The organism is Streptomyces sp. PsTaAH-137 (assembly GCF_003259365.1).
Taxonomy (GTDB): Bacteria; Actinomycetota; Actinomycetes; order Streptomycetales; family Streptomycetaceae; genus Streptomyces.
Map to the genome: position 1 here is coordinate 400,106 of NZ_QLLY01000005.1, position 24,178 is coordinate 424,283.

The 24,178-nt window shown below is 73.0% G+C and carries 23 protein-coding genes and 1 pseudogene; 13 read left to right on the forward strand and 11 right to left on the reverse strand.

Annotated elements, in window-relative coordinates; genetic code table 11:
* Nucleotide 1: 1 nt before the first annotated feature.
* Nucleotides 2–1,015, reverse strand: coding sequence for an NADP-dependent oxidoreductase (locus K377_RS13630; protein WP_181512565.1), 1,014 nt, complete (start codon nt 1,013–1,015; stop codon nt 2–4).
* Between the two features lie 114 nt (nt 1,016–1,129).
* Here K377_RS13630 and K377_RS13635 point away from each other — a divergent pair, with 114 nt between their 5' ends.
* From K377_RS13635 to mug, 3 genes are all read left to right on the forward strand, one after another.
* The gene (locus K377_RS13635) at nt 1,130–1,699 is read left to right on the forward strand and encodes a TetR/AcrR family transcriptional regulator (RefSeq protein ID WP_111663556.1); all 570 of its coding nucleotides are present in this window, start codon (nt 1,130–1,132) and stop codon (nt 1,697–1,699) included.
* A 116-nt stretch (nt 1,700–1,815) separates the two neighbouring features.
* On the forward strand, nt 1,816–3,306 hold the full coding sequence (gene purB / locus K377_RS13640; RefSeq protein WP_111663557.1) for an adenylosuccinate lyase: 1,491 nt from the start codon (nt 1,816–1,818) through the stop codon (nt 3,304–3,306).
* Entirely contained in the window at nt 3,303–3,860 is a 558-nt protein-coding gene (gene mug / locus K377_RS13645) for a G/U mismatch-specific DNA glycosylase (RefSeq protein ID WP_111663558.1), read from the forward strand. The genes purB and mug overlap by 4 nt, the downstream gene beginning before the upstream one ends.
* 2 nt (nt 3,861–3,862) lie before the next feature.
* Here mug and K377_RS13650 read toward each other — a convergent pair whose 3' ends face one another.
* From K377_RS13650 to K377_RS13665, 4 genes are all read right to left on the reverse strand, one after another.
* Nucleotides 3,863–4,675, reverse strand: a complete 813-nt coding sequence (locus K377_RS13650) for an SAM-dependent methyltransferase (protein WP_111663559.1) — start codon at nt 4,673–4,675, stop codon at nt 3,863–3,865.
* Nucleotides 4,676–4,826: 151 nt separating this feature from the next.
* Nucleotides 4,827–5,246 (reverse strand): hypothetical protein, encoded by a 420-nt coding sequence (locus K377_RS13655; protein WP_111663560.1) that lies wholly within the window; start codon nt 5,244–5,246, stop codon nt 4,827–4,829.
* A gap of 44 nt (nt 5,247–5,290) precedes the next feature.
* Nucleotides 5,291–6,040 (reverse strand): ABC transporter permease, encoded by a 750-nt coding sequence (locus K377_RS13660; protein ID WP_111663561.1) that lies wholly within the window; start codon nt 6,038–6,040, stop codon nt 5,291–5,293.
* Between the two features lie 2 nt (nt 6,041–6,042).
* On the reverse strand, nt 6,043–6,966 hold the full coding sequence (locus K377_RS13665) for an ATP-binding cassette domain-containing protein (protein WP_111663562.1): 924 nt from the start codon (nt 6,964–6,966) through the stop codon (nt 6,043–6,045).
* Between the two features lie 108 nt (nt 6,967–7,074).
* On the opposite strand from K377_RS13665, the gene K377_RS13670 reads away from it, so the two are divergent.
* From K377_RS13670 to K377_RS13680, 3 genes are all read left to right on the forward strand, one after another.
* Complete coding sequence (locus K377_RS13670; RefSeq protein WP_111663563.1) at nt 7,075–8,295, forward strand: sensor histidine kinase; 1,221 nt, start codon at nt 7,075–7,077, stop codon at nt 8,293–8,295.
* A 14-nt stretch (nt 8,296–8,309) separates the two neighbouring features.
* On the forward strand, nt 8,310–8,960 hold the full coding sequence (locus K377_RS13675; RefSeq protein WP_111663730.1) for a response regulator transcription factor: 651 nt from the start codon (nt 8,310–8,312) through the stop codon (nt 8,958–8,960).
* A gap of 131 nt (nt 8,961–9,091) precedes the next feature.
* The gene (locus tag K377_RS13680; RefSeq protein ID WP_111663564.1) at nt 9,092–10,249 is read left to right on the forward strand and encodes an ROK family transcriptional regulator; all 1,158 of its coding nucleotides are present in this window, start codon (nt 9,092–9,094) and stop codon (nt 10,247–10,249) included.
* Nucleotides 10,250–10,632: 383 nt separating this feature from the next.
* Here K377_RS13680 and K377_RS13685 read toward each other — a convergent pair whose 3' ends face one another.
* Entirely contained in the window at nt 10,633–11,394 is a 762-nt protein-coding gene (locus K377_RS13685; protein WP_111663565.1) for a GntR family transcriptional regulator, read from the reverse strand.
* A gap of 265 nt (nt 11,395–11,659) precedes the next feature.
* On the reverse strand, nt 11,660–12,553 hold the full coding sequence (locus tag K377_RS13690; RefSeq protein WP_258395032.1) for an RNA polymerase sigma-70 factor: 894 nt from the start codon (nt 12,551–12,553) through the stop codon (nt 11,660–11,662).
* A gap of 178 nt (nt 12,554–12,731) precedes the next feature.
* Here K377_RS13690 and K377_RS13695 point away from each other — a divergent pair, with 178 nt between their 5' ends.
* Nucleotides 12,732–13,562 carry an alpha/beta fold hydrolase gene (locus K377_RS13695; protein ID WP_111663567.1) on the forward strand — a complete coding sequence of 277 codons (831 nt, stop codon included), beginning with the start codon at nt 12,732–12,734 and terminating at the stop codon, nt 13,560–13,562.
* 471 nt (nt 13,563–14,033) lie between these two features.
* Here the strand turns inward: K377_RS13695 and K377_RS42250 are convergent.
* Nucleotides 14,034–14,489, reverse strand: a pseudogene (locus tag K377_RS42250) (EamA family transporter); the annotation flags it as partial.
* Between the two features lie 99 nt (nt 14,490–14,588).
* Here K377_RS42250 and K377_RS13705 point away from each other — a divergent pair.
* From K377_RS13705 to K377_RS13715, 3 genes are all read left to right on the forward strand, one after another.
* On the forward strand, nt 14,589–16,061 hold the full coding sequence (locus K377_RS13705) for a PLP-dependent aminotransferase family protein (protein ID WP_111663568.1): 1,473 nt from the start codon (nt 14,589–14,591) through the stop codon (nt 16,059–16,061).
* A 217-nt stretch (nt 16,062–16,278) separates the two neighbouring features.
* Complete coding sequence (locus K377_RS13710; RefSeq protein WP_111663569.1) at nt 16,279–17,865, forward strand: alkaline phosphatase; 1,587 nt, start codon at nt 16,279–16,281, stop codon at nt 17,863–17,865.
* Nucleotides 17,866–17,983: 118 nt separating this feature from the next.
* Nucleotides 17,984–19,378 carry a GNAT family N-acetyltransferase gene (locus tag K377_RS13715; RefSeq protein ID WP_237551972.1) on the forward strand — a complete coding sequence of 465 codons (1,395 nt, stop codon included), beginning with the start codon at nt 17,984–17,986 and terminating at the stop codon, nt 19,376–19,378.
* A gap of 10 nt (nt 19,379–19,388) precedes the next feature.
* On the opposite strand, the gene K377_RS41345 is transcribed toward K377_RS13715, so the two are convergent.
* Complete coding sequence (locus tag K377_RS41345) at nt 19,389–19,541, reverse strand: hypothetical protein (RefSeq protein WP_181512558.1); 153 nt, start codon at nt 19,539–19,541, stop codon at nt 19,389–19,391.
* Nucleotides 19,538–20,791, reverse strand: a complete 1,254-nt coding sequence (locus K377_RS13720; RefSeq protein WP_111663571.1) for a PLP-dependent aspartate aminotransferase family protein — start codon at nt 20,789–20,791, stop codon at nt 19,538–19,540. Before K377_RS13720 ends, K377_RS41345 begins: the two co-directional genes overlap by 4 nt.
* Nucleotides 20,792–20,851: 60 nt before the next feature.
* Here K377_RS13720 and K377_RS13725 point away from each other — a divergent pair, with 60 nt between their 5' ends.
* On the forward strand, nt 20,852–21,349 hold the full coding sequence (locus tag K377_RS13725; protein WP_111663572.1) for an Lrp/AsnC family transcriptional regulator: 498 nt from the start codon (nt 20,852–20,854) through the stop codon (nt 21,347–21,349).
* A 19-nt stretch (nt 21,350–21,368) separates the two neighbouring features.
* On the forward strand, nt 21,369–23,036 hold the full coding sequence (locus K377_RS13730) for a DUF885 domain-containing protein (protein WP_111663573.1): 1,668 nt from the start codon (nt 21,369–21,371) through the stop codon (nt 23,034–23,036).
* Between the two features lie 7 nt (nt 23,037–23,043).
* Here K377_RS13730 and K377_RS13735 read toward each other — a convergent pair whose 3' ends face one another.
* A complete protein-coding gene (locus tag K377_RS13735; protein ID WP_111663574.1) occupies nt 23,044–23,541 on the reverse strand; it encodes a rhodanese-like domain-containing protein in 498 nt (165 codons plus the stop codon).
* A gap of 152 nt (nt 23,542–23,693) precedes the next feature.
* Here K377_RS13735 and K377_RS13740 point away from each other — a divergent pair, with 152 nt between their 5' ends.
* A complete protein-coding gene (locus K377_RS13740) occupies nt 23,694–24,164 on the forward strand; it encodes an Lrp/AsnC family transcriptional regulator (RefSeq protein WP_111663575.1) in 471 nt (156 codons plus the stop codon).
* Nucleotides 24,165–24,178 lie beyond the last annotated feature (14 nt).

Sequence of the window (24,178 nt, forward strand, 5' to 3'; positions counted from 1 at the left end):
TTCAGGCGACGGTGAGCACGAGCTTGCCCTGGAGGTGTCCCTGGGCGGCCCGCTCGTGGGCCGCCCGGGCCTGCGCGAGCGGATAGGTGCTGTCCACGGCGACGCGGACGGCGCCCTTGTCGACCAGAGCGGCGAGTTCGGCCAGCTGGGCGCCGTTCGCCCGGACCTGCGTGCCGGTGACGGTGACACCCAGTCGCGCGTTCTCTTCCTCGTCGAACTCTCCGAAGTACACCGGATACAGCGCCCCGCCGCGCTTGAGGGTGGGCAGGAAGCGCCGGCTGGCGGGGCCTCCGACGGTGTCCAGGACCACGTCCACGTCCCGGACGACGTCCTCGGGGCGCTGCCGGGTGTAGTCGATGTACGCGTCGGCGCCGAGGTCGCGCAGGAACCGCTCGTGGGCGCCGGAGGCGACGGCGATGACACGGGCTCCCTTCCAGGCGGCCAGTTGCAGGGCGAGGTGGCCGACTCCGCCGCCCGCGCCGTTGACGAGCACGGTCATGTCGTCGTTCAGGGCGACGGGCCGGTGCGGAGCGTCCTGGAACGGGGAGGGGTGTTCGTGCCCGACCTCGATCAGGTACTGCCACGCGGTCAGTCCCGACATGGGCAGCGCGGCGGCGTGCACGTGATCGACGGTGGCCGGTTTGGGCGCGAGGTCGCTCGCCGGTGCGGTGACGTACTCGGCGTAGGCACCGCTCTGCATCGCGTCGGGGAAGCGCAGCAGGCCCATCACCTCGTCTCCCGGGGCCAAGCCCCGGACGTCGTCGGAGACGGCTTCCACGACCCCCGAGATGTCCGTTCCGGGGATCAGAGGCAGGTCGAAGGGGGGCCTGAACGCGTCGGGGATGCCGGGCATGCCTTCGCGTACGTACCAGTCGGGCGGGTTGAGGCCGACCGCCCGCACGCGGACGAGCACCTCGCCCGGTGCCGGTGCGGGGACCGGCACCTCGTCGTACCGCAACACCTGGGGGCCTCCGAACTCGTGCAGCCGGATCGCCTTCATCGTGCGTGGGGGCATCATCGTCCTCCTGCTCACAGCAAGGGTTACGCTCTTCCGGATCAGTGAACCAAGTAAACGGTTCACTGATCCGAATATATGGATCGGTGAACCGGTTGGCAAGTGAGGACTGTGATGCGCGCCGACGCCAAGAGGAACCGCGACCACCTGCTCGCCGTGGCGCGCCCCGCCGTCGCCGAGCAGGGCATCGACGTCTCGATGCGCGACGTCGCCCGCAGGGCCGACGTCGGACTGGCGACGCTGCTGCGGCACTTCCCCACGCGCGAGGCGCTCATGGAGGCGCTGCTGCACGAGAGCTTCGAGGAGCTGACCGCCCGCGCGGACGGGCTCGCGTCGTCGCGGGAGCCCGCGGACGCGCTCGTGGCATGGGTGGGCGAGTGCGTCGCGTGGACGACCGAGTACCGGGGCGTGACCGTGCTGATGGCGGCCGCCATCGACGATCCCGACTCGGCCCTGCACGCCTCGTGCGTCACCTTGCGCGCGGCCGGTGCCGGGCTCCTCGTCCGGGCGCAGGAGGCCGGTGCCGCCCGGCGGGACATCGACGGTGAGGATCTCTTCGCCCTGATCGCCATGCTGGCGTGGGCCGGCGACCAGCCCTCGCTCGCCTCCCGCGCCGGACACCTTCTCGACGTCGTCACGCGCTCCCTGCTGGCGGATCGTGACATCCTTCGGGGCACCGCTTGACGACGGCGGCGGGGCGCGGAGCCGCTCCGACCGGTCGACGGGCGCGGCCGCGGGTGCGTGTGCGTGTGCGTGTGCGGCCAGCACCACCACGGCGCCTCTGACCTGTACGTTCCTACATGACATGGACGGTTCGGAGCCTGTACGGACGCCCGGTAAACTCCGTACACGTGACTGCGCCTGCCAAGCCCCGTATCCCGAACGTTCTCGCCGGCCGCTATGCCTCCGTCGACCTCGCCACCCTCTGGTCCCCCGAGGAGAAGGTGAAGCTGGAGCGGAAGCTCTGGCTCGCCGTGCTCAAGGCTCAGAAGGATCTCGGGATCGAGGTGCCGGACGCCGCGATCGCCGACTACGAGCGGGTGCTCGATCAGGTCGACCTGGGCTCGATCGCCGAGCGTGAGAAGGTCACGCGGCACGACGTGAAGGCCCGCATCGAGGAGTTCAACGCGCTCGCCGGGCACGAGCAGGTCCACAAGGGCATGACGTCCCGCGACCTGACGGAGAACGTCGAGCAGCTCCAGATCCGTCTCTCCCTCGAACTGGTCCGGGACCGTTCCGTCGCCGTCCTCGCACGCCTCGGCAAGCTGTCCGGCGAGTACGCCGAGCTGGTCATGGCGGGCCGCTCGCACAATGTCGCCGCGCAGGCCACCACCCTCGGCAAGCGCTTCGCCACCGCCACCGACGAGCTGCTCGTCGCGTACGGCCGGGTCGAGGAGCTGCTGAACCGCTACCCGCTGCGCGGCATCAAGGGCCCCGTCGGCACCGCGCAGGACATGCTCGACCTGCTCGGCGGCGACGCCGCGAAGCTGGCCGACCTGGAGGACCGGATCGCCGGTCACCTCGGCTTCTCGCAGGCGTTCACGTCGGTCGGCCAGGTCTACCCGCGCTCGCTCGACTACGAGGTCGTGACCTCGCTGGTGCAGCTCGCCGCGGCGCCCTCCTCGCTGGCCAAGACGATCCGGCTGATGGCCGGGCACGAGCTGGTCACCGAGGGCTTCAAGCCGGGCCAGGTCGGCTCGTCGGCGATGCCGCACAAGATGAACACCCGCTCCTGCGAGCGCGTCAACGGCCTGATGGTGATCCTGCGCGGCTACGCGTCGATGACCGGCGAGCTGGCGGGCGACCAGTGGAACGAGGGCGACGTCTCGTGCTCGGTGGTCCGTCGCGTGGCACTGCCGGACGCGTTCTTCGCGCTCGACGGCCTGCTCGAGACGTTCCTGACGGTGCTCGACGAGTTCGGCGCGTTCCCGGCCGTCGTCGCCCGTGAGCTGGACCGATACCTGCCGTTCCTCGCCACGACCAAGGTGCTCATGGCGTCGGTGCGGGCGGGCGTCGGCCGCGAGGAGGCCCACGAGGCGATCAAGGAGAACGCGGTCGCCTCGGCCCTCGCCATGCGCGAGCAGGGCGCCGAGCGCAACGAACTGCTCGACAAGCTCGCCGCCGACTCCCGGATCCCGCTGGACCGCGCCCAGCTCGACGCGCTGATGGCGGACAAGCTGTCGTTCACGGGCGCCGCCGCCGGTCAGGTCGGCCAGATCCTCGGCCGGGTCGAGGAGATCGTGAAGCAGCACCCGGACGCCGCCGGTTACACGCCGGGGGCGATCCTCTGACGCGGCTCACCGCGGCGGACCTGGAGGCCGCTCGTGACCGTCTGGTTCCGGACGTCGTCGCGAGCGGCCTTCGGGTTCTCTTCTGCGGCATCAATCCGGGTCTGATGACCGCGGCGACCGGGCACCACTTCGCCCGCCCCGGCAATCGCTTCTGGCCGGTGCTGCACCTGTCCGGTTTCACGCCGCGGCTGCTGAAGCCGGCCGAGCAGGACGAGCTGCTCACGTACGGGCTCGGCATCACGAACGTCGTGGCGCGGGCCACGGCGCGCGCCGACGAGCTGAGCGCCGGGGAGTACCGGGAGGGCGGCCGTCTCCTGGAGGAGAAGGTGGCACGGCTGCGGCCGGAGTGGCTCGCCGTGGTGGGCGTGACCGCGTACCGGTCGGCCTTCGGCGAGCCCAGGGCGAGGATCGGGCCGCAGGAGCGCACGATCGGCGGTGCGCGCGTGTGGGCACTGCCCAACCCCAGTGGCCTGAACGCGCATTGGACGGCGGCGACGATGGCGGAGGAGTACGCGCGGCTGCGCGAGGCCTCCGCCGGCGCGGCGCCGTCCTAGCGCTACGGCTTGCGGGCGACGACCCCGAACTGGGCGACCAGGGGGCCCTCTTCGGTGCCCTCGGTGCGCCAGCGCGCGCAGGAGACGAGGCCGGGCTCGACGAGCTCCAGGCCGTCGAGGAACGCGGTCACCTCGGCGCCGGTGCGGGCGGTGATCGGGGGTGTCGCATTCTCGTTCCAGAACTTCATCGCCGCCTCGTTGCCCTCCCCGCCCAGCTCCAGGGTGGGGTGGGTGAGGACCAGGTAGCTGCCCGAGGGGACGGCGGCGACGAGGTCGCGCACGATGGCGGTGGCCTTCTCGGTGTCGAGGACGAAGTTCAGGATGCCGAGCAGCATGATCGCGACGGGCCTGTCGAAGTCGAGGGTCCGCTGCGCGGCCGCGATGATCGCCTGCGGGTCGTGCGCGTCGGCGTCGACATAGCTGGTGGCGCCCTGCTCGGAGCTGGTGAGCAGCGCGCGGGCGTGGGTGAGCACGATCGGGTCGTTGTCCACGTAGACCACGCGGGCGTCGGGGGCGATGCGCTGGGCGACCTCGTGCGTGTTCTCCACGGTGGGCAGGCCCGTGCCGACGTCGAGGTACTGCCGGATGCCCGCCTCGCCGGCGAGGAACGTGACGGCGCGGCCGAGGAAGGCACGGTCGGCGCGGGCGACCTCGCCGATGCTCGGGTACATGGACGTGACCATGTCGCCGACCTGCTCGTCCACCTCGTAGTGGTCCTTGCCGCCCAGCCAGTAGTTCCACACACGGGCGTTGTGCGCGATGTGGGCGGAGATCCGCTGCTCGATGCCCTGCTGCTGCGCGCCGTCGTCGCTCATGTGCTCTCCGTTCCCGCGGTCCTGCCGGGGTGCCGCGTGCGGTGGTGATGAAGGGTGCCGCTGGTGATCAAGATGCCATGGTGGCACGGGAGTTCCGCGCGCGCGTCCCCGGATGAGCAACTGCCGTGCCTCCGAGCGCTGTTCGTCGCCGCTACGGCGGCGCCACATCGGTGACGACGGCCAGGAGCTGGTAGGGCTGGTCGTCTCCCTGGTGGGCCACGGCGAGGGCGACCCAGCGCTCGCCGACGCACCACGAGTGCAGTTCCTGGGCGCAGGCGCTGAGCCACCCCCAGGGCTCGGGCACCACCGCGCCCTGCTCCAGCGCGCGGGTGTGCACGCTCCACAGGCTGAACCGGTAGGGCGGTCCCCAGCCCTGCGTGAGCAGCGCCGACAGGGCGGCGCGGTCCGCCTCGGCCCGGTCCTCGGCCTCCTCGCGCGGTCCGTGCCGCCGGGTCAGCTCCGCCACCGCGTATCCGGGTCCGCCCCAGCCCGCGGCCGATCTGCCGTGGTCGTCCGGGAAGGGGGACGCCCACAGCTGGTCGATGGTCGCGCACTGCTCCGCAAGGTTCACCGTTCCAGTAAAGCGCCGACCACTGACAACGGAACGGCCGCGCGTCAGGCGTCCCTGCGGCGCACGCTCCACCAGCCGGCGAGGAGGGCCGCGGCGGCCCACAGCGCGGTCACGGCGAGCCCGGTCCAGGGGCCGAGGGAGCCCACGGTGTGCTCGCGCAGGATCTGTTGTCCGGCCCGGTCGGGCAGGTAGTCGGCGGCCGAGCCCGCCACGTCGCCGATCACGAACGACACGATCAGCAGGAACGGTACGAGGGTGCCGATCACCGCGACGGCGCTGCGCAGCACGGCGGTCAGGCCCGCCGCGAACAGCGCCATGAGCGCGAGATAGACACCGCCGCCGACGCAGGCCCGCACCGCGCCCGGGTCGCCGAGGCTGAGCGCGTCGTCTCCCATGAAGGCCTGCCCGGCGACGAACGCCGTGCAGGTGGTGGCCGTACCGACGGTGAACGCGCAGCCTCCGACGACCGTGGCCTTCGCCGCGTAGAACAGGCCGCGGCGCGGGACGGCGGCGAGGGAGACGCGCAGGGCTCCGTTCAGGAATTCGCAGGAGACGGCGGTGGCGCCGAAGGCGAGGGCGGCGATCTGGCCGAAGTTCAGGGCGTAGAAGGCGCCGAGGAGGAGGTCGTCGCCGCTGGTGACCTCGGACCGGCCGACGGTGGCGAAGACCAGGACCGTGATGCCGACGGTTGCGGCGAACACGGCGATCAGCGAGCCCAGGCTGCCGCGCAGCGATCTGATCTTGATCCACTCCGAGTGCAGGACGGAGAGCGGGGCGACTGCGGTAGCGGACATGGTCACGCCTCCTGGAGGGACGTCGCGGCGAACTCGGCGTCGCCTGCGGTCAGGGTGAGGTAGGCCTGCTCCAACGAGACCTGTTCGTCGACGAGTTCGAGGACGGGGACGCCCTCGGCCGCGGCCAGGGAGCCGACCTCGGCGGCGCGGGCTCCGTCGACCGTGCAGCGGCCGTCGTCGGCGAGCGTGACGCTGTGGCCCGCACGCGTGAGCGCGGCGCTCAGCCGCCGCGGATCCGTGCTGCGCACCCGGGCCCTGCGGACGCTGTGCGCGGCGATGAAGTCGGGCATCGGTGTGTCGGCGAGCAGCCTGCCCCGGCCCAGGACGACGAGGTGGTCGGCGAAGGTCGCGGTCTCGTTCATGAGGTGGCTGGAGACCAGTACCGTGTGTCCCGCGCGCGCGAGGTCGCGCAGCAACTCGCGGATCCAGACGATGCCTTCGGGGTCGAGCCCGTTGGACGGTTCGTCGAGGAGCACCACCTCGGGATCGCCGAGCAGGGCCGCCGCGATGCCGAGCCGCTGCCGCATGCCGAGCGAGAACGTCTTCACGCGGCGCTTCGCCACCGCGGCGATGCCCGCCTGTTCCAGCACCTCGTCGACGCGACGCGCGGGAAGGCGGTTGCTGACGGCGAGCGCCAGCAGGTGGTCGCGTGCGGTGCGCGCGCCGTGGGCGGCCTGCGGGTCGAGCAGCGCGCCCACGCGGCGCAGTGGCGCGTCGTACGCCGTGTAGGGGCGGCCGCCGATGTGCACCGTCCCCGAGGTGGGGCGGGCGAGACCGAGGGCGAGCCGCAGGGTGGTGGACTTCCCGGCGCCGTTCGGGCCGAGGAATCCGGTGACGCGGCCCGGCTCGACGCGGACGGTCAGCCGGTCCACCGCGCGGGTCGTGCCGTACTCCTTGGTGAGGTTCTGGACGTCGATGCTGGTCATGACGTCAGCCTTGTGGACGGGCCGGGGTCCGGTCCTCCCCCGCCGGTGGGCCGTGTCTCCCCCGTCCGGGGGAGCCGTGCCGAGTGGGCCCGCTGGCACGATGGCGGCATGCGCCGCTTCCCGGGACCGCTGATACGCGCGGTCACCTACACCCGCTGGCTCCATCTGCTGTGCGCGGCGGCGTTCGCCTTCGTGTGCGCCGCGGTCTTTCCCGGCCTCTCGTCGCCGACCGTGCGCGACTGGCTGCTCGTCTACGTGGTTCCCGTGCCGTTCCTTCTGCTGTTCGCCCTGGTCCCGGTGGCCCGGCGGGCGGAGGGGCTGCAGGCGCGGCTGATGCTGTTCCCGGGCGGGCACGCGCGCGTGGCGGGCGACGGCGCGGAGAGCGGGGTCTCGGTCGCGCCGTCCGCGTCCTGGCGGGACCGGGCGCGGACCGCCGTGTGGCTGGTGCTGCGGTTGTTCCTGGGACTGTCCACGGCCCTCGCGACGGGGCAATTGATGGCGCTGGTGCTTGAGTTGATCTCGGCCGCCGCCGGTCGGCCCGCCGGCTCACTCTCGGTGCTGCCCGTGCCGGACGCGGGCGCGGTGTGCGCGCTGCTCGTCCCGGTTCCCGTGCTGGCCCTGCTGTATCTGGTGGCCGGCGTCGGGTGGGTGCTCGCGCGGGTGGCTCCTCTGCTGCTCGGGCCGTCGGCGGCGGAACGGCTCGCCGCCCTGGAGGAGCGCACCGAGCAACTGCTGGAGCGCAATCGCATCGCGCGCGAGCTGCACGACTCCATCGGGCACGCCCTGACCGTGGCGGTGGTGCAGGCCGGTGCGGCGCGCGCGACGGGCGATCCGGCGTTCACGGAGCGGGCGCTTGACGCCATCGAGGAGACCGGCCGGGCCGCCCTGGAGGATCTGGAACGGGTCCTGCTGGTGCTGCGCGAGGCGGAGCAGCCTGCGGGCCGCCGCCCGACGCTCCAGGAGGCGGACCGGCTGCTCGACTCGGCGCGGGCCTCGGGAGCCACGGTGGAGGTGGCCGTGGACGGGCCCCTGGAGACGGTGCCGGGGCCGGTGTCCCGCGAGGGCTACCGCATCCTCCAGGAAGCGCTCACGAACGTCCTGCGGCACTGCGGCACCGTCCCGGTCACCGTGGCCCTCCACGTCGCGGACCGGCACCTCGTCCTGGAGGTCCGCAATCCGCTGCCCGCGGGCGGCCGTGCGTCCGCGGGCGGCGGTACGGGAAGCGGGCTGCGCGGGGTGCGGGAGCGGGCGGCGCTGCTCGGCGGGCGGGCCCGCACCGGCCCCCTCGGCGACGAATGGCAGGTCCACGTCGAACTCCCCGTGGTGTGATCTACGCTGACGCCGTGCCGCTCACTGTCCTCCTCGTCGACGACGAGCCCCTGGTCCGCGCGGGTCTGCGCGCCGTGCTGGAAGCGCAGTCCGACATCACGGTGGTGGGCGAGGCGGCGGACGGCGCCGCCGTGGTGCCCCTGGTGCGCGAGTTGCGGCCGGACGTGGTCGCCATGGACGTCAGGATGCCGCTGCTCGACGGGATCGAGGCCACCCGCGCGGTGCTGCGCGCCGTACCGGACCCGCCGAAGATCCTCGTCATCACGACCTTCGAGAACGACGAGTACGTGTACGGGGCGCTGCGCGCGGGCGCCGACGGGTTTCTGCTGAAGCGGGCGCGGCCCGCCGAGATCGTGCACGCCGTGCGGCTCGTCGCGGACGGCGATTCGCTCCTCTTCCCGGCCGCCGTGCGCAGACTGGCCGCCGAGTACGGCAATCCGTCAGCGCGGGCCGCCATGGCGCGGGCGGCGCTGACCGACCGCGAGTCGGCGGTGCTGCGGCTGATGGCGCGGGGGCTGTCGAACGCGGAGATCGCCACGGATCTCGTCGTCGGCACCGAGACGGTCAAGTCGCACGTGAGCGCCGTGCTGGCCAAGCTCGGGGCGCGCGACCGCACCCAGGCGGTGATCGCCGCGTACGAATCCGGTTTCGTCGCGCCGGGCTGACGCCCGGTCCGTCCGTTTCGCCCGCCGCCCGGCTGAGCGCCGGCCGCCACAGAAGTGCACCCGGCTCTCGCCGCTGCCCGTCCCGGCGAGTAGCATCCGGCGAACACGCGCACTAGCTGGGAGGACTGACGTTGGGGCGGCTGACCGGCGGGGATCCTTCTCTGCTCAGGCGGATCAACTCCGCGGTGGTGCTGCACGCGCTGCGCGCCACGGATTTCGCGACGCTCACCGAGATCACCCGGGTGACGGGTCTGTCACGGCCGACCGTCGAGGGTGTCGTCGAAGATCTCATCGGCGCCGGGCTCGTCGTGGAGACGGCCGTCGAGGAGCCGGGAGCGCGGCGCCAGGGACGGCCCGCGCGGAAGTTCCGCTTCCGGGCGGAGGCGGGGCATCTGCTCGGTCTGGAGATCGGGCCGCACCGGGTCGCCGCGGTGCTGTCCGCGCTCGACGGCCGGATCATCGGCACGGCCGCCAAGGACGTCGACGAGGCCGCTCCCGCGGAGGAGCGCATCGAGCGGCTGCGCGGGACCGTCGCCGATCTGCTGCGGCGCGCCGGGGTGGCCCGGGGATCGCTGCGGGCGGTCGGTGTGGGCAGTCCCGGGATCGTGGAGGCCGACGGCACGGTGCGGCTCGGTACGGCGCTGCCCGGGTGGACGGGGCTGCCGCTGGGCGAGCGCCTGCGCCGCTCCTTCAAGTGCCCGGTCATCGTGGAGAACGACGCCAACACGGCGGCCGTGGCCGAGCACTGGCAGGGCGCCGGCGTCGACTCGGACGACATGGTGTTCGTCATGGCCGGGCTCAGCCCCGGGGCCGGTTCGCTGATCGGCGGGCGGTTGCACCGGGGGTACGGGGGTGCCGCCGGGGAGATCGGGGCGTTGCATCTGCTGGGGCGCGGGGTGCGGCCGGAGACGTTGCTGTCGACCACCGACGAGCCGTTGCATCCCCTGGACGAGCAGGCCGTGGCGAAGGTGTTCGCGCTGGCCCGGGAAGGTGACGAGCAGGCCGGTGCCGCCATGGAGCGGTTCATTCAGCGGCTGGTGCACGACGTCGCCGCGCTGGTGCTCGCGCTCGATCCGGAGCTTGTGGTGGTCGGGGGGTGGGCCGCCGGGCTCGACGGGGTGCTCGATCCGTTGCGGCGGGAGTTGGAGCGGTACTGCCTGCGGCCGCCTCGGGTGGCGTTGTCGTTGCTCGGGGAGGCGGCTGTGGCCACCGGGGCCCTGCGCCTGGCCCTGGACCATGTCGAGGAGCAGCTCTTCGCCACTGAGGGGACTGTTACGGCTCGGCGGTGACGGGGCGCCTGCGCCGGATGCGGCGGATGCGGCGACGCGACTCCGCCGCTTCTGTTGCGGAGTCGCGGCGGGTGCTCGTGCGCTGTGGCTGAGCGCGCAGTTCCCCGCGCCCCCCTTGCGGGGCGCTTCGGCGTGCGTCAGATGGGAGGGTTCCGGCGCCGTGGGGCGCCCACCCGCGTGCCAGCTGAGGGGCGTCGGCGGGTGATCCGTCCTCTGGGGCTGAGCGCGCAGTTCCCCGCGCCCCTGACGGGGCGCTTCGGCGTGCGTCACATGGGAGGGTTCTGGCGCCGTGGGACGCCCACCCGCTGTGCCAGCTGAGGGGCGTCAGCGGGTGATCCGTCCTCTGTGGCCGGGCGCGCAGTTCCCCGCGTCCCTTTCGGGGCTCAGGAGGCCTGGGTGTGGGGGGCGTGGTGGATTTCCACGTCGGGGGTGTCGCCGAACGTCAGGCGGCAGGTGTCCGCTCGGTACGTGGCCATGGAGACGGCCGCCGTGATGCCCTCGCTGAAGTAGCGGGTGGTCACCACGAGGACGGGAGCGCCGGGGAGGCGGTCCAGTTCCTTGGCGTCGTCGGCGCGGGCCGAGCCCAGCTCGACCGCGCGGTCCTGGCCGTCGAGGCCGAGGCGCTGCAGCTCGCGCAGGACGGCACGCGCGCGGGCGGCACCGGACGGAGCGTCTATGGCCGTCAGGTCGGGCACCGACGCCGCGGGGACGTAGAGCAGCTCGGCGGCGACCGGCTGACCGTGCGACACACGCGTGCGGCGCAGGACGTGCACCCGCTCGTCCGGGGCGGTCTCCAGCTTGTCGGCGACGGCGGCCGGGGCCACGTCGAGGTCGCAGTCGACGGCCTGCCAGGCGTCACCGCTCGCGCCCGGCCAGTCGTGGCCGGTGGCGGAGACGTCCACCCCGACGCGCGGCGGCGCCACGGTGGTGCCGACGCCGCGACGGCGCTGCAGCCGGCCTTCCAGCTCAAGCTGTTCGAGTGCCTGGCGGAGCGTGGCGCGGGCGACGCCGAAGCGGGCCGCCAGATCACGCTCGTTCGGCAGGATCTCCCCCACGGCGAACTCCGAGTCGAGCGCCTCGCTGAGCACGGTCTTGAGGTGCCAGTACTTCGGCTCCGGTGCCGCTTCCAACTGCGTGGTCCCCACCCTGTCCTCCGCAACAGCCGTACTCCGGCGGCTTTTTAGCGCCCTTGTTTATTAAAGGTTCCTGCACTATCTCTGCGAGCGTAGGGCCGCCGTCGGACTTGGTCAAGACCAATCATCGATCGGCTGCGGTGCGCACAGGGGTCGTGCCGCAGAGCATTCATGGAGCGCCGCACGGTGTTCACACCGCGTTCGTGAGACATGGATGAACGTTGCATGAGAAGTCGCGTCGGAAGAGGCCCGAGAGCGGCCCTACGCGACGCGCAAGCTAGCGAAGCGCTTGCAGTTTGTCCGGGTTCCGCACGATGTAGATGTGCTGGATCCTGCCTTCGGAGATGCCCAGTTGGAAGAACGCGTCGGGCTTGCCGTCGACGAAGGCGAGCAGCGCGGGCGCGCCGTTGACCTCCGCGAAGCGGAACTCGAAGCCCAGGGAGGCGTCCTTCGCCGCGGCGCCGCGCAGGAACCGCCCCACCTTGTCGGCCGACTCGATGACGTGCAGCGGCGCCTTGGCCTTGCCGCCGCTGTCGCCCACGAGGCGGACGTCGGGGGCGAGCAGGGCCAGCAGCCCGTCGAAGTCGCCCTCGGTCGCCGCGGCGAGGAATCGCTCGGTGAGGTCGCGCTGCTGGGCCGGGTCGACGTCGAACCTGGGACGCCGTTCCTCGACGTGCTTGCGCGCGCGTGCGGCGAGTTGGCGCACCGCGCTCTCGCCGCGCTCCAGCACGGCGGCGATCTCCGCGAACGGCAGCCCGAACGCCTCGCGCAGCACGAACACCGCGCGCTCCAGGGGCGAGAGCGACTCCAGGACGACGAGCACGGCGAAGGAGACGGAGTCGGCGAGCACGGCCCGCTCGGCGGTGTCGGGCACGATCGGCCCGAAGTCGGTGACCAGTGGCTCGGGCAGCCAGGGGCCCACGTAGGACTCGCGGCGCGACTGCGCCTCGCGGAGCCGGTCGACGGCGAGACGGGTGGCGATGCGCACCATGTAGGCACGCGGTTCGCGGACCTCGCTCCGGTCGGCGCGCGACCAGCGCAGCCAGGTGTCCTGCACGACGTCCTCGGCGTCGGCGACGCGGCCCAGCATGCGGTAGGCCACGCCCATGAGGACGGGACGGTGCTCCTCGAAAGTGCGGAGAGAGTCGTCGGTCGGCGGGTCGGCGGCCACGCCCCCATCCCATCCGACGAATCGGGTCCTGTCCAGGCGGATCCGGACCGGGAGGTGCGCCCCACAGGGGCGTCGCATCGATCCCGACCCCTTGAACTGGACGCTACTGGGCGGTAATTGTTGCTGACAAGGAGTCTAAAGAACCGTCGCGGCGTGGCGGGGACAGGGAGCGAACGACATGGCGGAACAGGCGTCCTTCACCATCGAGAGCCCCGGCGGACCGCGCGAGGTGACGCTGACGTACGAGCGTGCGGGCGCCGGGGAGCCGCTGCTCCTGCTGCACGGGATAGGACACCACTGGCAGGCCTGGCAGCCGGTTCTGCCGATCCTGGCGGCCGAGCGCGATGTCATCGCCGTGGATCTGCCGGGATTCGGGGCGTCCCCCGCGCTGCCGGAGGGTCTCGGCTACGACCTGTCGAACGTGGTGCCCGTCCTCGACGCGTTCCGCCGCCACCTGGGCATCGAGCGCCCGCACGTGGCCGGCAACTCGCTGGGCGGCCTGCTCGCCCTGGAGCTGGGCCGCGAGAAGCTCGTACGGTCCGTCACGGCGCTCTCCCCCGCCGGGTTCTGGACGCAGGCCGAGCGCCGGTACGCGTTCGGCACGCTCCTCGCGATGCGGCAGGGCGCGCGGGCGCTGCCGCTGCCGGTGATCGAGCGGCTGTCCCGTTCGGCGGCCGGGCGGACCGCGCTGACCAGCACCATCTACGCGCACCCCGGGCGCCGTTCACCCGAGGCCGTGGTCGCCGAGACGCTGGCGCTGCGCAACGCGACCGGGTTCCGGCAGACCCTCGACGCGGGGCGCGAGGTCCAGTTCCGCGACGACGTCCCCGAGGTCCCCGTGACGGTGGCCTGGGGCACCCGTGACCGGCTGCTCGTGCGCCGTCAAGGGGTCCGCGCCAAGCAGATCCTGCCGGGGGCGCGGCTGGTCAGGCTGCCCGGGTGCGGCCATGTCCCGATGCACGACGACCCCGCGCTGGTCGCACGAGTCGTCCTCGACACCAGCCGCTGACCGCCGCCCGGCCCACACGCCCGAGCCCAGGGCGACGCCGGCGCCCACCAGCGCGCTGCCGGCGGCCTGGGCGAGGCCGTAGGTTCCCGAACCGACCAGGGGCGCCGTGCACGCGGCGGCGACCGGGATGAGGCCGGAGAACAGCGTGGCGCGTTCGGTGCCGATCCGCTGCATGCCCATGTACCAGCACACGAAGCCGACCACCGTGACGACCGCCGCCTGCCACACCAGGGCGGAGGTCTCCGCGGCGTCCGGGACGCGCAGCCAGGACGCGCCGTCCACGGCGAGGCCCACCGCCGCCGACTCCAGGGCGGCGACGGCGCACACGGTGCACGACAGCAGCCGCGGGCCGAGCGGTACGAGCACGGGTCCCGCGAGCACCGCGAACCCCACCTCCCCGGCGAGGGCGCAGGCGGAGAAGGTGATCCCGAGCGCGTCCGTACGCCCCCAGCCCTGCACCGTGAACGCTCCGGCGGCGACGAGCAGCGCGCCGTACAGGACCGCCCGCCGGGGCCGCCGCCCGGACAGGAGCGGCACCAGGACGGCGACCACGACGGGCGCGCATCCCACGAGGACGCCGGGGACGGCGGGCTCGGCGGAGCGTTCCGCGGCGAGCACGGCGAGGTTGAAGCCGACCATGCCGACGCCCGCGAGGAGCGCGAGCCGCGCCCATGAGCGGCCGCCGAGTGCGCGCAGCGGGGCGAGTCGGAGACCGGGCAGGAGCAGCAGGCAGGCGGCGCCGTAGCGCAGGAACTGGCCGCCCGCGTACGGGTAGGAGCCCAGGACGCTGTTGGCGGTGAAGGAGCCGCCGACCAGGACGCAGGCGAGGGCGGCGAGCAGGGAGCCTCGAAGTGACGACGCGTTCATGCGCTCGACGCTAGGAGCGGGAGTGGTCCCGCTGGAGAGCCAATTGATCGGGTGCTTCATGGACCAATCCCGGTTCGCCGGGGCCGTCCGAGGCGCTCGTCAGGGGCCGGTCAGCGGACGGTCAGCGATCGGTCAGCGGGCCGCACTAGATTCCGGGTCATGACGAACGAGACCCATGCACCCTCCGCAGCCTGGGAGTTGCTGCTGCCCGCCGTGGCCGTGCCGGTCCGGGCGCGCGGCCGCTCCTTGCGGTCCGCGCTCCGGGAGGCGGTGCGGTCGGGGCGGCTCGCGCCGGGTACGCGGATGCCGTCGAGCCGGGATCTGGCGCGGGACCTCGGGGTGTCGCGGGGCCTGATCACCGAGGCCTACGAGCAGTTGGGCGCCGAGGGGTATCTGCGCAGCGGCCGGGGTGCCGGGACCTGGGTCGGCGACGCGGTGCGGGCCGCGCCGCCGGGCGCCCACGACCGGGCGCCGCGGCCGGCCGCGGGGGTGCGGGCCGACTTCGTGGCGGGCAGCCCCGACCTGTCGCTGTTCCCGCGCGCCGCCTGGGCCGCGGCGCAGCGCGACGTGCTGGCGGGGCTGCCGCACCAGGGGTTCGGCTATCCGGACCCGCGCGGGCTGCCCCGGCTGCGGACGGCCCTCGCGGAGCTGCTGGCCCGGCGCCGGGGCGTGGTGACCGACCCCGAGCGCGTCATCGTGTGCTCCGGGGTGACGCAGGCGGTGACGCTGCTCGGTTCCGTGCTCCGGGCGCGCGGCCAGCGGCGCATCGGCGTGGAGCGGCCCGGCAGTCCGCAGTACGAGGACCTGTTCGCCGCGGTGGGCTCCACGGCGGTGCGGGTGGCCATGGACGCGGACGGGCTCGCCCTGGACGACCTGCGCGCCTCGGGGGTGCGGACGGTCGTCACGACGCCGTCGCACCACTTCCCGTCAGGGCTTGCGTACTCGGCGGCGCGCAGGACGGAGCTGCTCGCCTGGGCGCGCGCGTCGGACGGTCTGCTCGTGGAGGACGACTACGACGGCGATTTCCGTTACGACCGCGCTCCGGTCGGCGCGCTCCAGGGTCTCGACCCCGCGCACGTCGCCTATGCGGGCTCGGTGAGCAAGTCGCTGGCGCCGGGGCTGCGGCTGGGCTGGACGGTCGTGCCCGACGCCCTGGCCGAGGAGGTCGTGGAGCGCAAGCGCTACATGGACCTGGGTAACCCCGCGCTCGACCAGGCGACCCTGGCCCGGTTCATCGAACGGGGCGACTACGACCGGCAGTTGCGCCGCTGCCAGCGCGCCTACAAGGAGCGCAGGGACGCCCTCGTGACCGCCCTGCGGGACCGGTTGCCGGGGACGGAGGTGACGGGCATCGCGGCCGGTCTGCACGCCATCGCCACCCTGCCGGTCGACTCCGCCCGCGAGGAGGAGCTCCTGGACCGGTGCGCGGCCGCGGGCGTCGCCGTCCGCACGCTGGGCCACTACGGCGGGGATCCCGGCGACGACGTCTCCCTGGTGCTCGGATACGCGCACCTCTCCCCCGCCCGCATCACCGAGGGAGTCCGCCTCCTGGCGGCCGCGGCCCGGGAGGCGGACCGGCCGCGCGTGCACGGCGCGAGCCGGACTTCGTCCGGGCGGGGGCCCTCGCCGTAGCCGTCGCCACAGCCGGTGAGCAGGACTCCCTCGTGAACGCGGGCCGGGGCCGGAGCCCGGTCTCGCGCGCCTGGTTCCCCGCCGGTGGGAGCCGTTGTTCACTTGGGGTTCGTGTGGGTGCCGTGGTGACCCAGTAGGTGTGGCCTCGCGGCGCCGCGCGCTCGCCCGCGCTTGTTGTGGCACCGCACCGCCGTCGGAACCATCACTGGAGGCGCCCATGTCGCACCGTCCGTCAGATCAGCAACTGCCCGGCCGTCGAGGAGTGCTGCGCGGCGCGCTCGCCGCGTCGGCGGGGCTCGCCCTGCCGTCGGTCGGCGGTGTCGCGGCACCGGCGTTCGCCCTGTCGGGCCGCCTCGAGGCGGGCTGGGGCGTGCAGGCCGGTGATGTCTCCGCGCACTCGGGTCTGATCTGGGTGCGGGCGGACCGGCCCGCGCGGATGATCGTCGAGACGTCGGCCACCGAGTCGTTCAAGCGGGCGACGAGATGGCACGGCCCCCTGGTCGGCCCGGACACCGACTTCACCGGGACGACACGGCTGCGCGGCCTGCCGTCCGGGGAGCAGATCCACTACCGGGTGCTGCTCGCCGACCCGGACGATCCGCGGCGCACGGGCGAGCCGGTGGCGGGCACGTTCCGCACTGCTCGGACCGGACGCCGTGGCGGTGTGCGGTTCCTGTGGTCGGGCGACATCGCGGGCCAGGGCTGGGGCATCAACCCGGACCGCGGCGGCAACCGCGTGTACGAGGACATGCGCGCCCTGGACCCCGACTTCTTCCTGTGCAGCGGCGACAACATCTACGCGGACGGCCCGATCCTGCCCAGCGTGACGCTGCCCGACGGGCGGGTGTGGCGCAATGTGACCACCGAGGAGAAGTCGAGGGTCGCCCAGACACTCGGGGACTTCCGCGGCGCGTTCCGCTACAACCTGCTCGACGAGCACGCACGCCGTTTCAACGCCCAGGTCCCCACCGTCACCCAGTGGGACGACCACGAGGTCCACAACAACTGGTATCCCGGCCAGATCCTGGACGACGACCGCTACACGGAGAAGAACGTCGACGTGCTGGCGGCACGCTCACTGCGGGCGTTCAGCGAGTACTTCCCGATCTCGACGCTGCCGCCGGGCGACAAGGACGGCCGGGTCTACCGGGTGCTGCGCCAGGGTCCGCTCCTCGACGTGTTCGTGCTCGACATGCGCACGTACCGCAACGCGAACTCGCCCGACCGGCAGCCCGACGACGCGACCGGCATCCTCGGCGCCGAGCAGCTGGCCTGGCTGAAGCGGGAGTTGTCGCGCTCGCGCGCCACCTGGAAGGTGATCGCCTCCGACATGCCGCTGGGGCTCGTGGTGACGGACGGCGCCACGAACTTCGAGGCGGTGGCCCAGGGCGACCCGGGCGCGCCGCTCGGCCGGGAGCTGCAGATCGCCGAGCTGCTGCGGCACATCAAGCACCACCGGATCACCGGCACGCTGTGGCTGACGGCCGACGTCCATTACACGTCGGCGCAGCACTACGAGCCGTCGAACGCCGCGTTCCAGGACTTCGAGCCGTTCTGGGAGTTCGTGTCGGGGCCGCTGGCCGCGGGCGGCTTCCAGGCGACGAAGCTGGACGGGACGTTCGGACCGCGGCAGGTGTTCATCAAGGCACCGTCGCGGGCGAACACCTCGCCGATGGAGACACCGCCGTACTTCGGCGAGGTCGAGATCGACGGCGGCAGCGGGGAGCTGACCGTGCGGCTGCGCCAGGAGGGCGGGGACGTCCTGTTCGCCCAGACACTGCAGCCGGGACGGGTCGGACAGTAGCCCAGCCTTGACCACACCCGACCGGACAAAACAGGCATAAGCGTTCTTTACCCATCGGACACACATCGTTCGTGATCGCGCAACACCACTCCTTCACAGTGGATGCATGAGTCAAGACATGTCTGATGTGACGCGAGTGAAGCACGGCCGTCCCGTCCACCACTGGCGGCGGGATCTGGTCGAACTGGCCGCCCTGTTCACGGCGGTGGCCGTGGCCGACGCGGTGGCGAACATGATCGGGCACGGCCCCGACGGGCCCGCCCTGCTCGGAGTCTCGGCGGTGGCGCTGCTCGCCACCGCCGGCTTCCACGTGTGGTGGGCACGACGCCACGAACACGCTCCACCGACGGCGGATACCGGCGCCCGGCCGTCCGCCCCCGCCGAGGGCGGGGCGACGACGGCCGGGCGACAGGAATCCGACGCGCTCGACCCGGCACGCAGCACGCTGTGGCGGATGCGGACCACGGTGCGCGACGAGCCGGGTTCGCTCGCCGCGCTGTGCACGGTGCTGGCCGAGCAGCGGGTGGACATCCTCAGCCTGCAGACGCACCCGCTGGCCGACGGCACGGTCGACGAGTTCCTGCTGCGGGCCCCGCAGGAGACGGCCGCCGCCGATCTGACCCGGGTCGTCTCCCGGGCCGGTGGCACCGACACCTGGATCGAGCGCGCCGACACCCACGACCTGGTGGACGCACCCACGCGGATCCTGGGCCTGGCCACCCGCACGGCACAGGACGCCGCCGAACTCCCGCTGGCACTGCGCCAGTTGCTCGGCCGGTGCACCATCAGGTCACTGCCCGCAAAGTCCGCGGGCAGCGAGCCGGAGGAGGGCGGCTTCGACGCCACCGAGCTGCGGCTGCGCACCCCGGAGGGCGGTCTGATCACGGTGGAGCGGCCGTATCTGCCCTTCACCCCGACCGAGTTCGCGCGGGCCCGCGCCCTGGTGGAGCTGGACAGCAGGCTCGGCCCGCGGATCCCGCGCGGCCAGGACGTGCTCACCCTGCCCGAGGGCAACGAGATCACGGTGCGCCGCGCCGACCTCTCCGACGTGACGGCCGCCAAGGAGATGCACGAGCGGTGCTCGGCGCGGACGCTGAGCATGCGCTACCACGGCCCGGTCGGTGACGCCGACCGCTATCTGGGCCACCTGCTCAGCCCGCGCTTCGGCCGCACGCTCGCGGCGCAGACCGCCTCGGGCCGGATCGTCGCCCTCGGCCACCTGCTGTGGGACGGCGACGAGACGGAGCTCGCGCTGCTCGTCGAGGACGGCTGGCAGCGTCGCGGGGTCGGCGCCGAACTGCTCGGCCGGCTGGTCGCGATGGCCGTCGAGGCGGGCTGCGAGAGCGTGTACGCGGTGACGCAGGCGTCCAACACCGGCATGGTCGCCGCGATGCGCGGCCTCGGCCTGCCGCTCGACTACCAGATCGAGGAGGGCACCCTCGTGGTCACGGCCCGCCTGGACGCGACGCCGGTGGCGTCCCGGCTGCCGTACGAGACGGACGCCCAGGCATAAGTGGCGACAGCTACGCCTTCTCGGGGTCGGCGCCGGGTCGCTTCACGATCCGGTCGCCGGCCTCGACCGTCTTCCACAGCCTCCGCCCGACCCGCACCTTGGTGGTGTCGCCGTCGGCGAGCCGGATCTCCACGTAGTGGTACATGTTCGAGCCGTCGGTCATCCCGCGGGACTTGTCGACGACGACGCCGTCCCAGGATTCGTCTCGTCCCGCTTTGCGCGATGTGAACATGCTGCGAGTGTACGAGGCATCGACTCCCCGAGCGCCCGGTCGAGATCGGCCCACAAGTCGTCGACGTCCTCCAGACCGACGGACAGGCGCAGCAGCCGGTCGCCGACGCCCGCGGCCCGGCGGTCGTCGGCGGCGACCACGCGGTGGCTGATGGACGCCGGGTGCTGGATGAGCGAGTCGACGCTGCCGAGGCTGACGGCGGGGGTGATCAGGCCGACCCCGGCGATCACGGCGTGCGGGTCACCGGCCGGCTCGAAGGCGATCATCGCGCCGCCGGTCCGCGGATAGTGGACGCGGGTGACGCGCGGGTCACCGGTCAGCCTCCGTACCAGTTCCGCCGCGGTCGCCGATGCGGCCCGCACCCGTACGGGAAGGGTGGACAGGCCGCGCAGCAGGAGGTAGCCCGCGAGCGGGTGCAGCACACCGCCCGTCGCGAACCGCATCTTGCGCAACTGCCCCGCGAACGCCTCGTCGCAGGCCACGACACCGCCGAGGACGTCGCCGTGCCCGCCGAGGAACTTCGTCGCGCTGTGCAGCACGAGCCGGGCGCCGCTCTCCGCGGGCCGTTGCAGCACGGGCGTCGCGAAGGTGTTGTCGACGAGCAGCGGCACGGTGCCGCAGCCGTGGGCGACGGCCCGCAGGTCGACCTCCGCGAGCGTGGGGTTGGCGGGCGACTCGACCAGCACCAGGCCGGTGTCGGGGCGGATGGCGTCGGCGATGCCGGCCGGATCGACCCAGGTCACGTCGGTGCCGAGGACGCCCGTGTCGAGGAGGTGGTCGCTGCACCCGTACAGCGGGCGGACCGCGACGACATGGCCCAGGCCCGCTGAACGGCGTACCAGCAGGACGGCGGTCAGGGCGGCCATGCCGCTGGCGAAGGCGACCGCGGCCTCGGTGCCCTCCAGGCGGGCGAGCGCCGTCTCGAACCGGGCGACCGTCGGATTGCCGACGCGGCCGTAGACCGGCGGCCCGTCGTCGAGGGCGCCGTCGGCGGCGAACGCGTCGATCCGGGCGGCCTCGGTCCGGCTGTCGGCGGACGGGTAGGTCGTCGACAGGTCGATGGGCGGGGCGTGCAGGCCGAGCGCGGCGAGGTCGTCGCGGCCGGCGTGCACGGCTTCGGTGGCGAGGGCCCGGGTCCGGGGGCGCGCCACGTCCTGGTGGTGGTCCGTGGTGTGGTCCATGCCGCACAGCCTGGGCCGATGCCCGGCGGAACGGTTCAACTCCCGTGCTACGTTCGGCGGATGATCGATTCTGTCGTACTGGATCCGGTTGATCTGGAGATCCTGCGGGTGTTGCAGAACGATGCCCGTACGACGTACCGGGATCTCGCCGCGCGGGTCGGTGTCGCGCCCTCGACCTGTCTGGACCGGGTGGCCCGGCTGCGGCGCGGCGGGGTGATCCTCGGGCACGCGCTGCGGGTCGATCCGGCGCGGCTCGGCCGCGGCCTGCAGGCGCTGCTGTCGGTGCAGGTGCGCCCGCACCGGCGGGAGCTGGTGGGCCCGTTCGTGGAGCGGATCCGCGCCCTGCCCGAGGCACGCACGGTCTTCCACCTCACCGGACCCGACGACTATCTGGTGCAGGTCGCCGTCCGCGACATGGCGGACCTGCAACGGCTCGTCCTCGACGAGTTCACGTCACGGCGCGAGGTGGCGCGGGTGGAGACCCGGCTGATCTTCCAGCAGTGGGAGTGCGGACCGCTGCTGCCCCCGACCGGGTATCAGGGTGACGGAACCCCCTGACCCGTACGAGGATGTCCGCATGTCAGACACTGCGCACACCCCCCGCCAGGTCGCGGACGCCTACGTCGACGACCTGATCGTCCTCGACCCGGTCACCGGCACGTACCTGGGCGTCCCCACGGCCCACAGCAAGCTGCCCGATCTCTCGCCCGCGGGCCTGGACGCGGTCGCCGCGCTGGCGCGGCGGACGCTGGAGCGGCTCGACGCCGCGGAGCGCGAGCCCGCCGCCGACAGCGACGTCGAGCGGCGCTGCGCCCGGCTGCTGCGCGAGCGGCTGACCGCCGAACTCGCCGTGCACGACGCCGACGAGCACCTGCGCGCCGTCGCCAACCTGGGCTCTCCCGTGCACCACGTCCGGGAGGTCTTCACCATCACCCCCACCGACACGGACGAGGACTGGGCGGCGATCGCCGAGCGGCTGCGCGCGGTCCCCGCGGCGCTCGCCGGATACCGCGAGACGCTGACGCTCGGCCTGGAGCGCAAGCTGCACGGCGGCCCACGCCCGACCGAGACGTTCATCGGGCAACTCGGCGAGTGGGAGGGATGGTTCGAGGAGTTCACGCAGGCCGGTCCCGAGGCGCTGCGCGACGAGCTGACCGTGGCGGCGGGCGAGGCCGACGCCGCGATCCTGGAGCTGCGCGACTGGATGCGCGACGTGTACGCGCCCGCCGTCGAGGGCGCCCCGAACGTGGTGGGCCGCGAGCGCTACGCCCGCTGGTCGCGCTACTACAACGGCACGGATCTCGACCTGGACGAGGCGTACGCGTACGGCTGGAGCGAGTTCCACCGGCTGCTGGCCGAGATGCGGCTGGAGGCGGAGAAGATCCTGCCCGGCGCCGCCACCCCGTGGGTGGCGCTCGCCCACCTCGACGAGCACGGACGGCACATCGAGGGCGTCGAGGAGGTCCGGCAGTGGCTCCAGGACCTCATGGACGAGGCGATCGAGACGCTCGACGGCACCCACTTCGAACTCGCCGAGCGGGTACGGAAGGTGGAGTCGTGCATCGCGCCCGCCGGCAGCGCCGCGGCCCCGTACTACACGGAGCCGTCGGTCGACTTCTCCCGGCCCGGCCGCACCTGGCTGCCGACGATGGGGCAGACCCGCTTCCCCGTCTACGACCTGGTGTCGACCTGGTACCACGAGGGCGTTCCCGGCCACCATCTGCAGCTCGCGCAGTGGGCGCACGTCGCCGGTGACCTCTCGCGCTACCAGGCGACGGTCGGCATGGTCTCCGCGAACGCGGAGGGCTGGGCGCTGTACGCGGAGCGGCTGATGGACGAGCTGGGCCGTCTCACCGACGCGGAGACGCGGATCGGATACCTGGACGCGCAGATGATGCGGGCATGCCGGGTCATCGTCGACATCGGCATGCACCTGGAGCTTCAGATCCCGGCGGACTCGCCGTTCCACCCCGGTGAGCGGTGGACGCCGGAGCTGGCCCAGGAGTTCTTCGGCGCGCACAGCAGCCGTTCCGCCGATTTCGTGGAGAGCGAGCTGACCCGCTATCTGTCGATCCCCGGCCAGGCGATCGGCTACAAGCTGGGCGAGCGCGCGTGGCTGCTCGGCCGGGCCAACGCGCGGGCGGCGCACGGTGACGCGTTCGACGCGAAGGCGTGGCACATGGCGGCGCTGTCCCAGGGGTCACTGGGGCTCGACGACCTCGTGGACGAACTCTCCAAGCTGTAGGGGCGGTTCAGCAGCCGCAGTCGTCACTGTCGGCCGGTGCCGTCAAGGGGTCCGCGCTCTGCCGCGCGGGCCCCTCCCACGTCTCGTACGGGAAGCCCTCGCGCACCCAGTACTCGAAGCCGCCGAGCATCTCCTTGACCTGGAAGCCGAGTTCGGCGAGGGCGAGGGCGGCGCGGGTCGCGCCGTTGCAGCCGGGGCCCCAGCAGTAGGTGACGACGGGCACGGACCGGTCGAGGAGCTGTGCGGCCTGCTCGGGGATGAGCGCGGTCGGCAGGTGGACCGCGCCGGGCACGTGGCCCTGGTCCCAGGAGGCGGTGGAGCGCGAGTCGAGCACCACGAACCCGGGGTCGCCGCCGGCAGCGAGCGCGGCGGCGACGTCGGACACGTCGGCGTGGAAGGCGAGGCTCGCGCCGAAGTAGGTGGCAGCGGCGGCGGGCGAGGCGGGGGCGACGCGCAGCACCGGGTTGGTGGTGGCGGGCCTGTCAGCGGTCTCGGGCAGGGTCATGTCGGGTCCTCTCCAGCGAGTCGGCGGGGGCGGGTGCCGGTGCGGTCCCGGTCTCCCTGACCAGAAATCTACGGTCGGTGACCGTCTTCCTGAAGGGCCGATCCCCGGTATCCCGCTTGCCCTGCCGGGGATTCCACGGTTGGCTCGGCGCCATGACCGACGATTCCCCTGCCGATGCGCCGTCGTACGTGCCCGATGCCACGGACTGGCACATTCTGCGGGTGCTCCAGAGCGAGGGCCGCGCCAGCTACGCCGAGCTGGCGCGGGCCGTGTCCATGTCGCCGAGCGCCGTGACGGAGCGGGTGCGGCGGCTAGAGGAGTCGGGGGTGATCGCGGGGTACTCCGCCGTGGTCGTTCCGGAGCGGCTCGGGCTGCCGATCCTGGCGTTCGTCCGGCTCCGGTACCCGAACGGGAACTACAAGCCGTTCCACGATCTGGTCGCGGTGACCCCGGAGATCCTGGAGGCGCATCACGTCACGGGCGACGACTGCTTCGTCATCAAGGTCGCGGCGCGGTCGATGCGGCACCTGGAGGAGGTCTCCGGGAAGATCGGCACGCTGGGGTCGGTGACGACGAGCGTCGTGTACTCCTCGCCGTTGCCGCGGCGGGCGATCGGGCGCTGAGGCGCTGCCGCGCC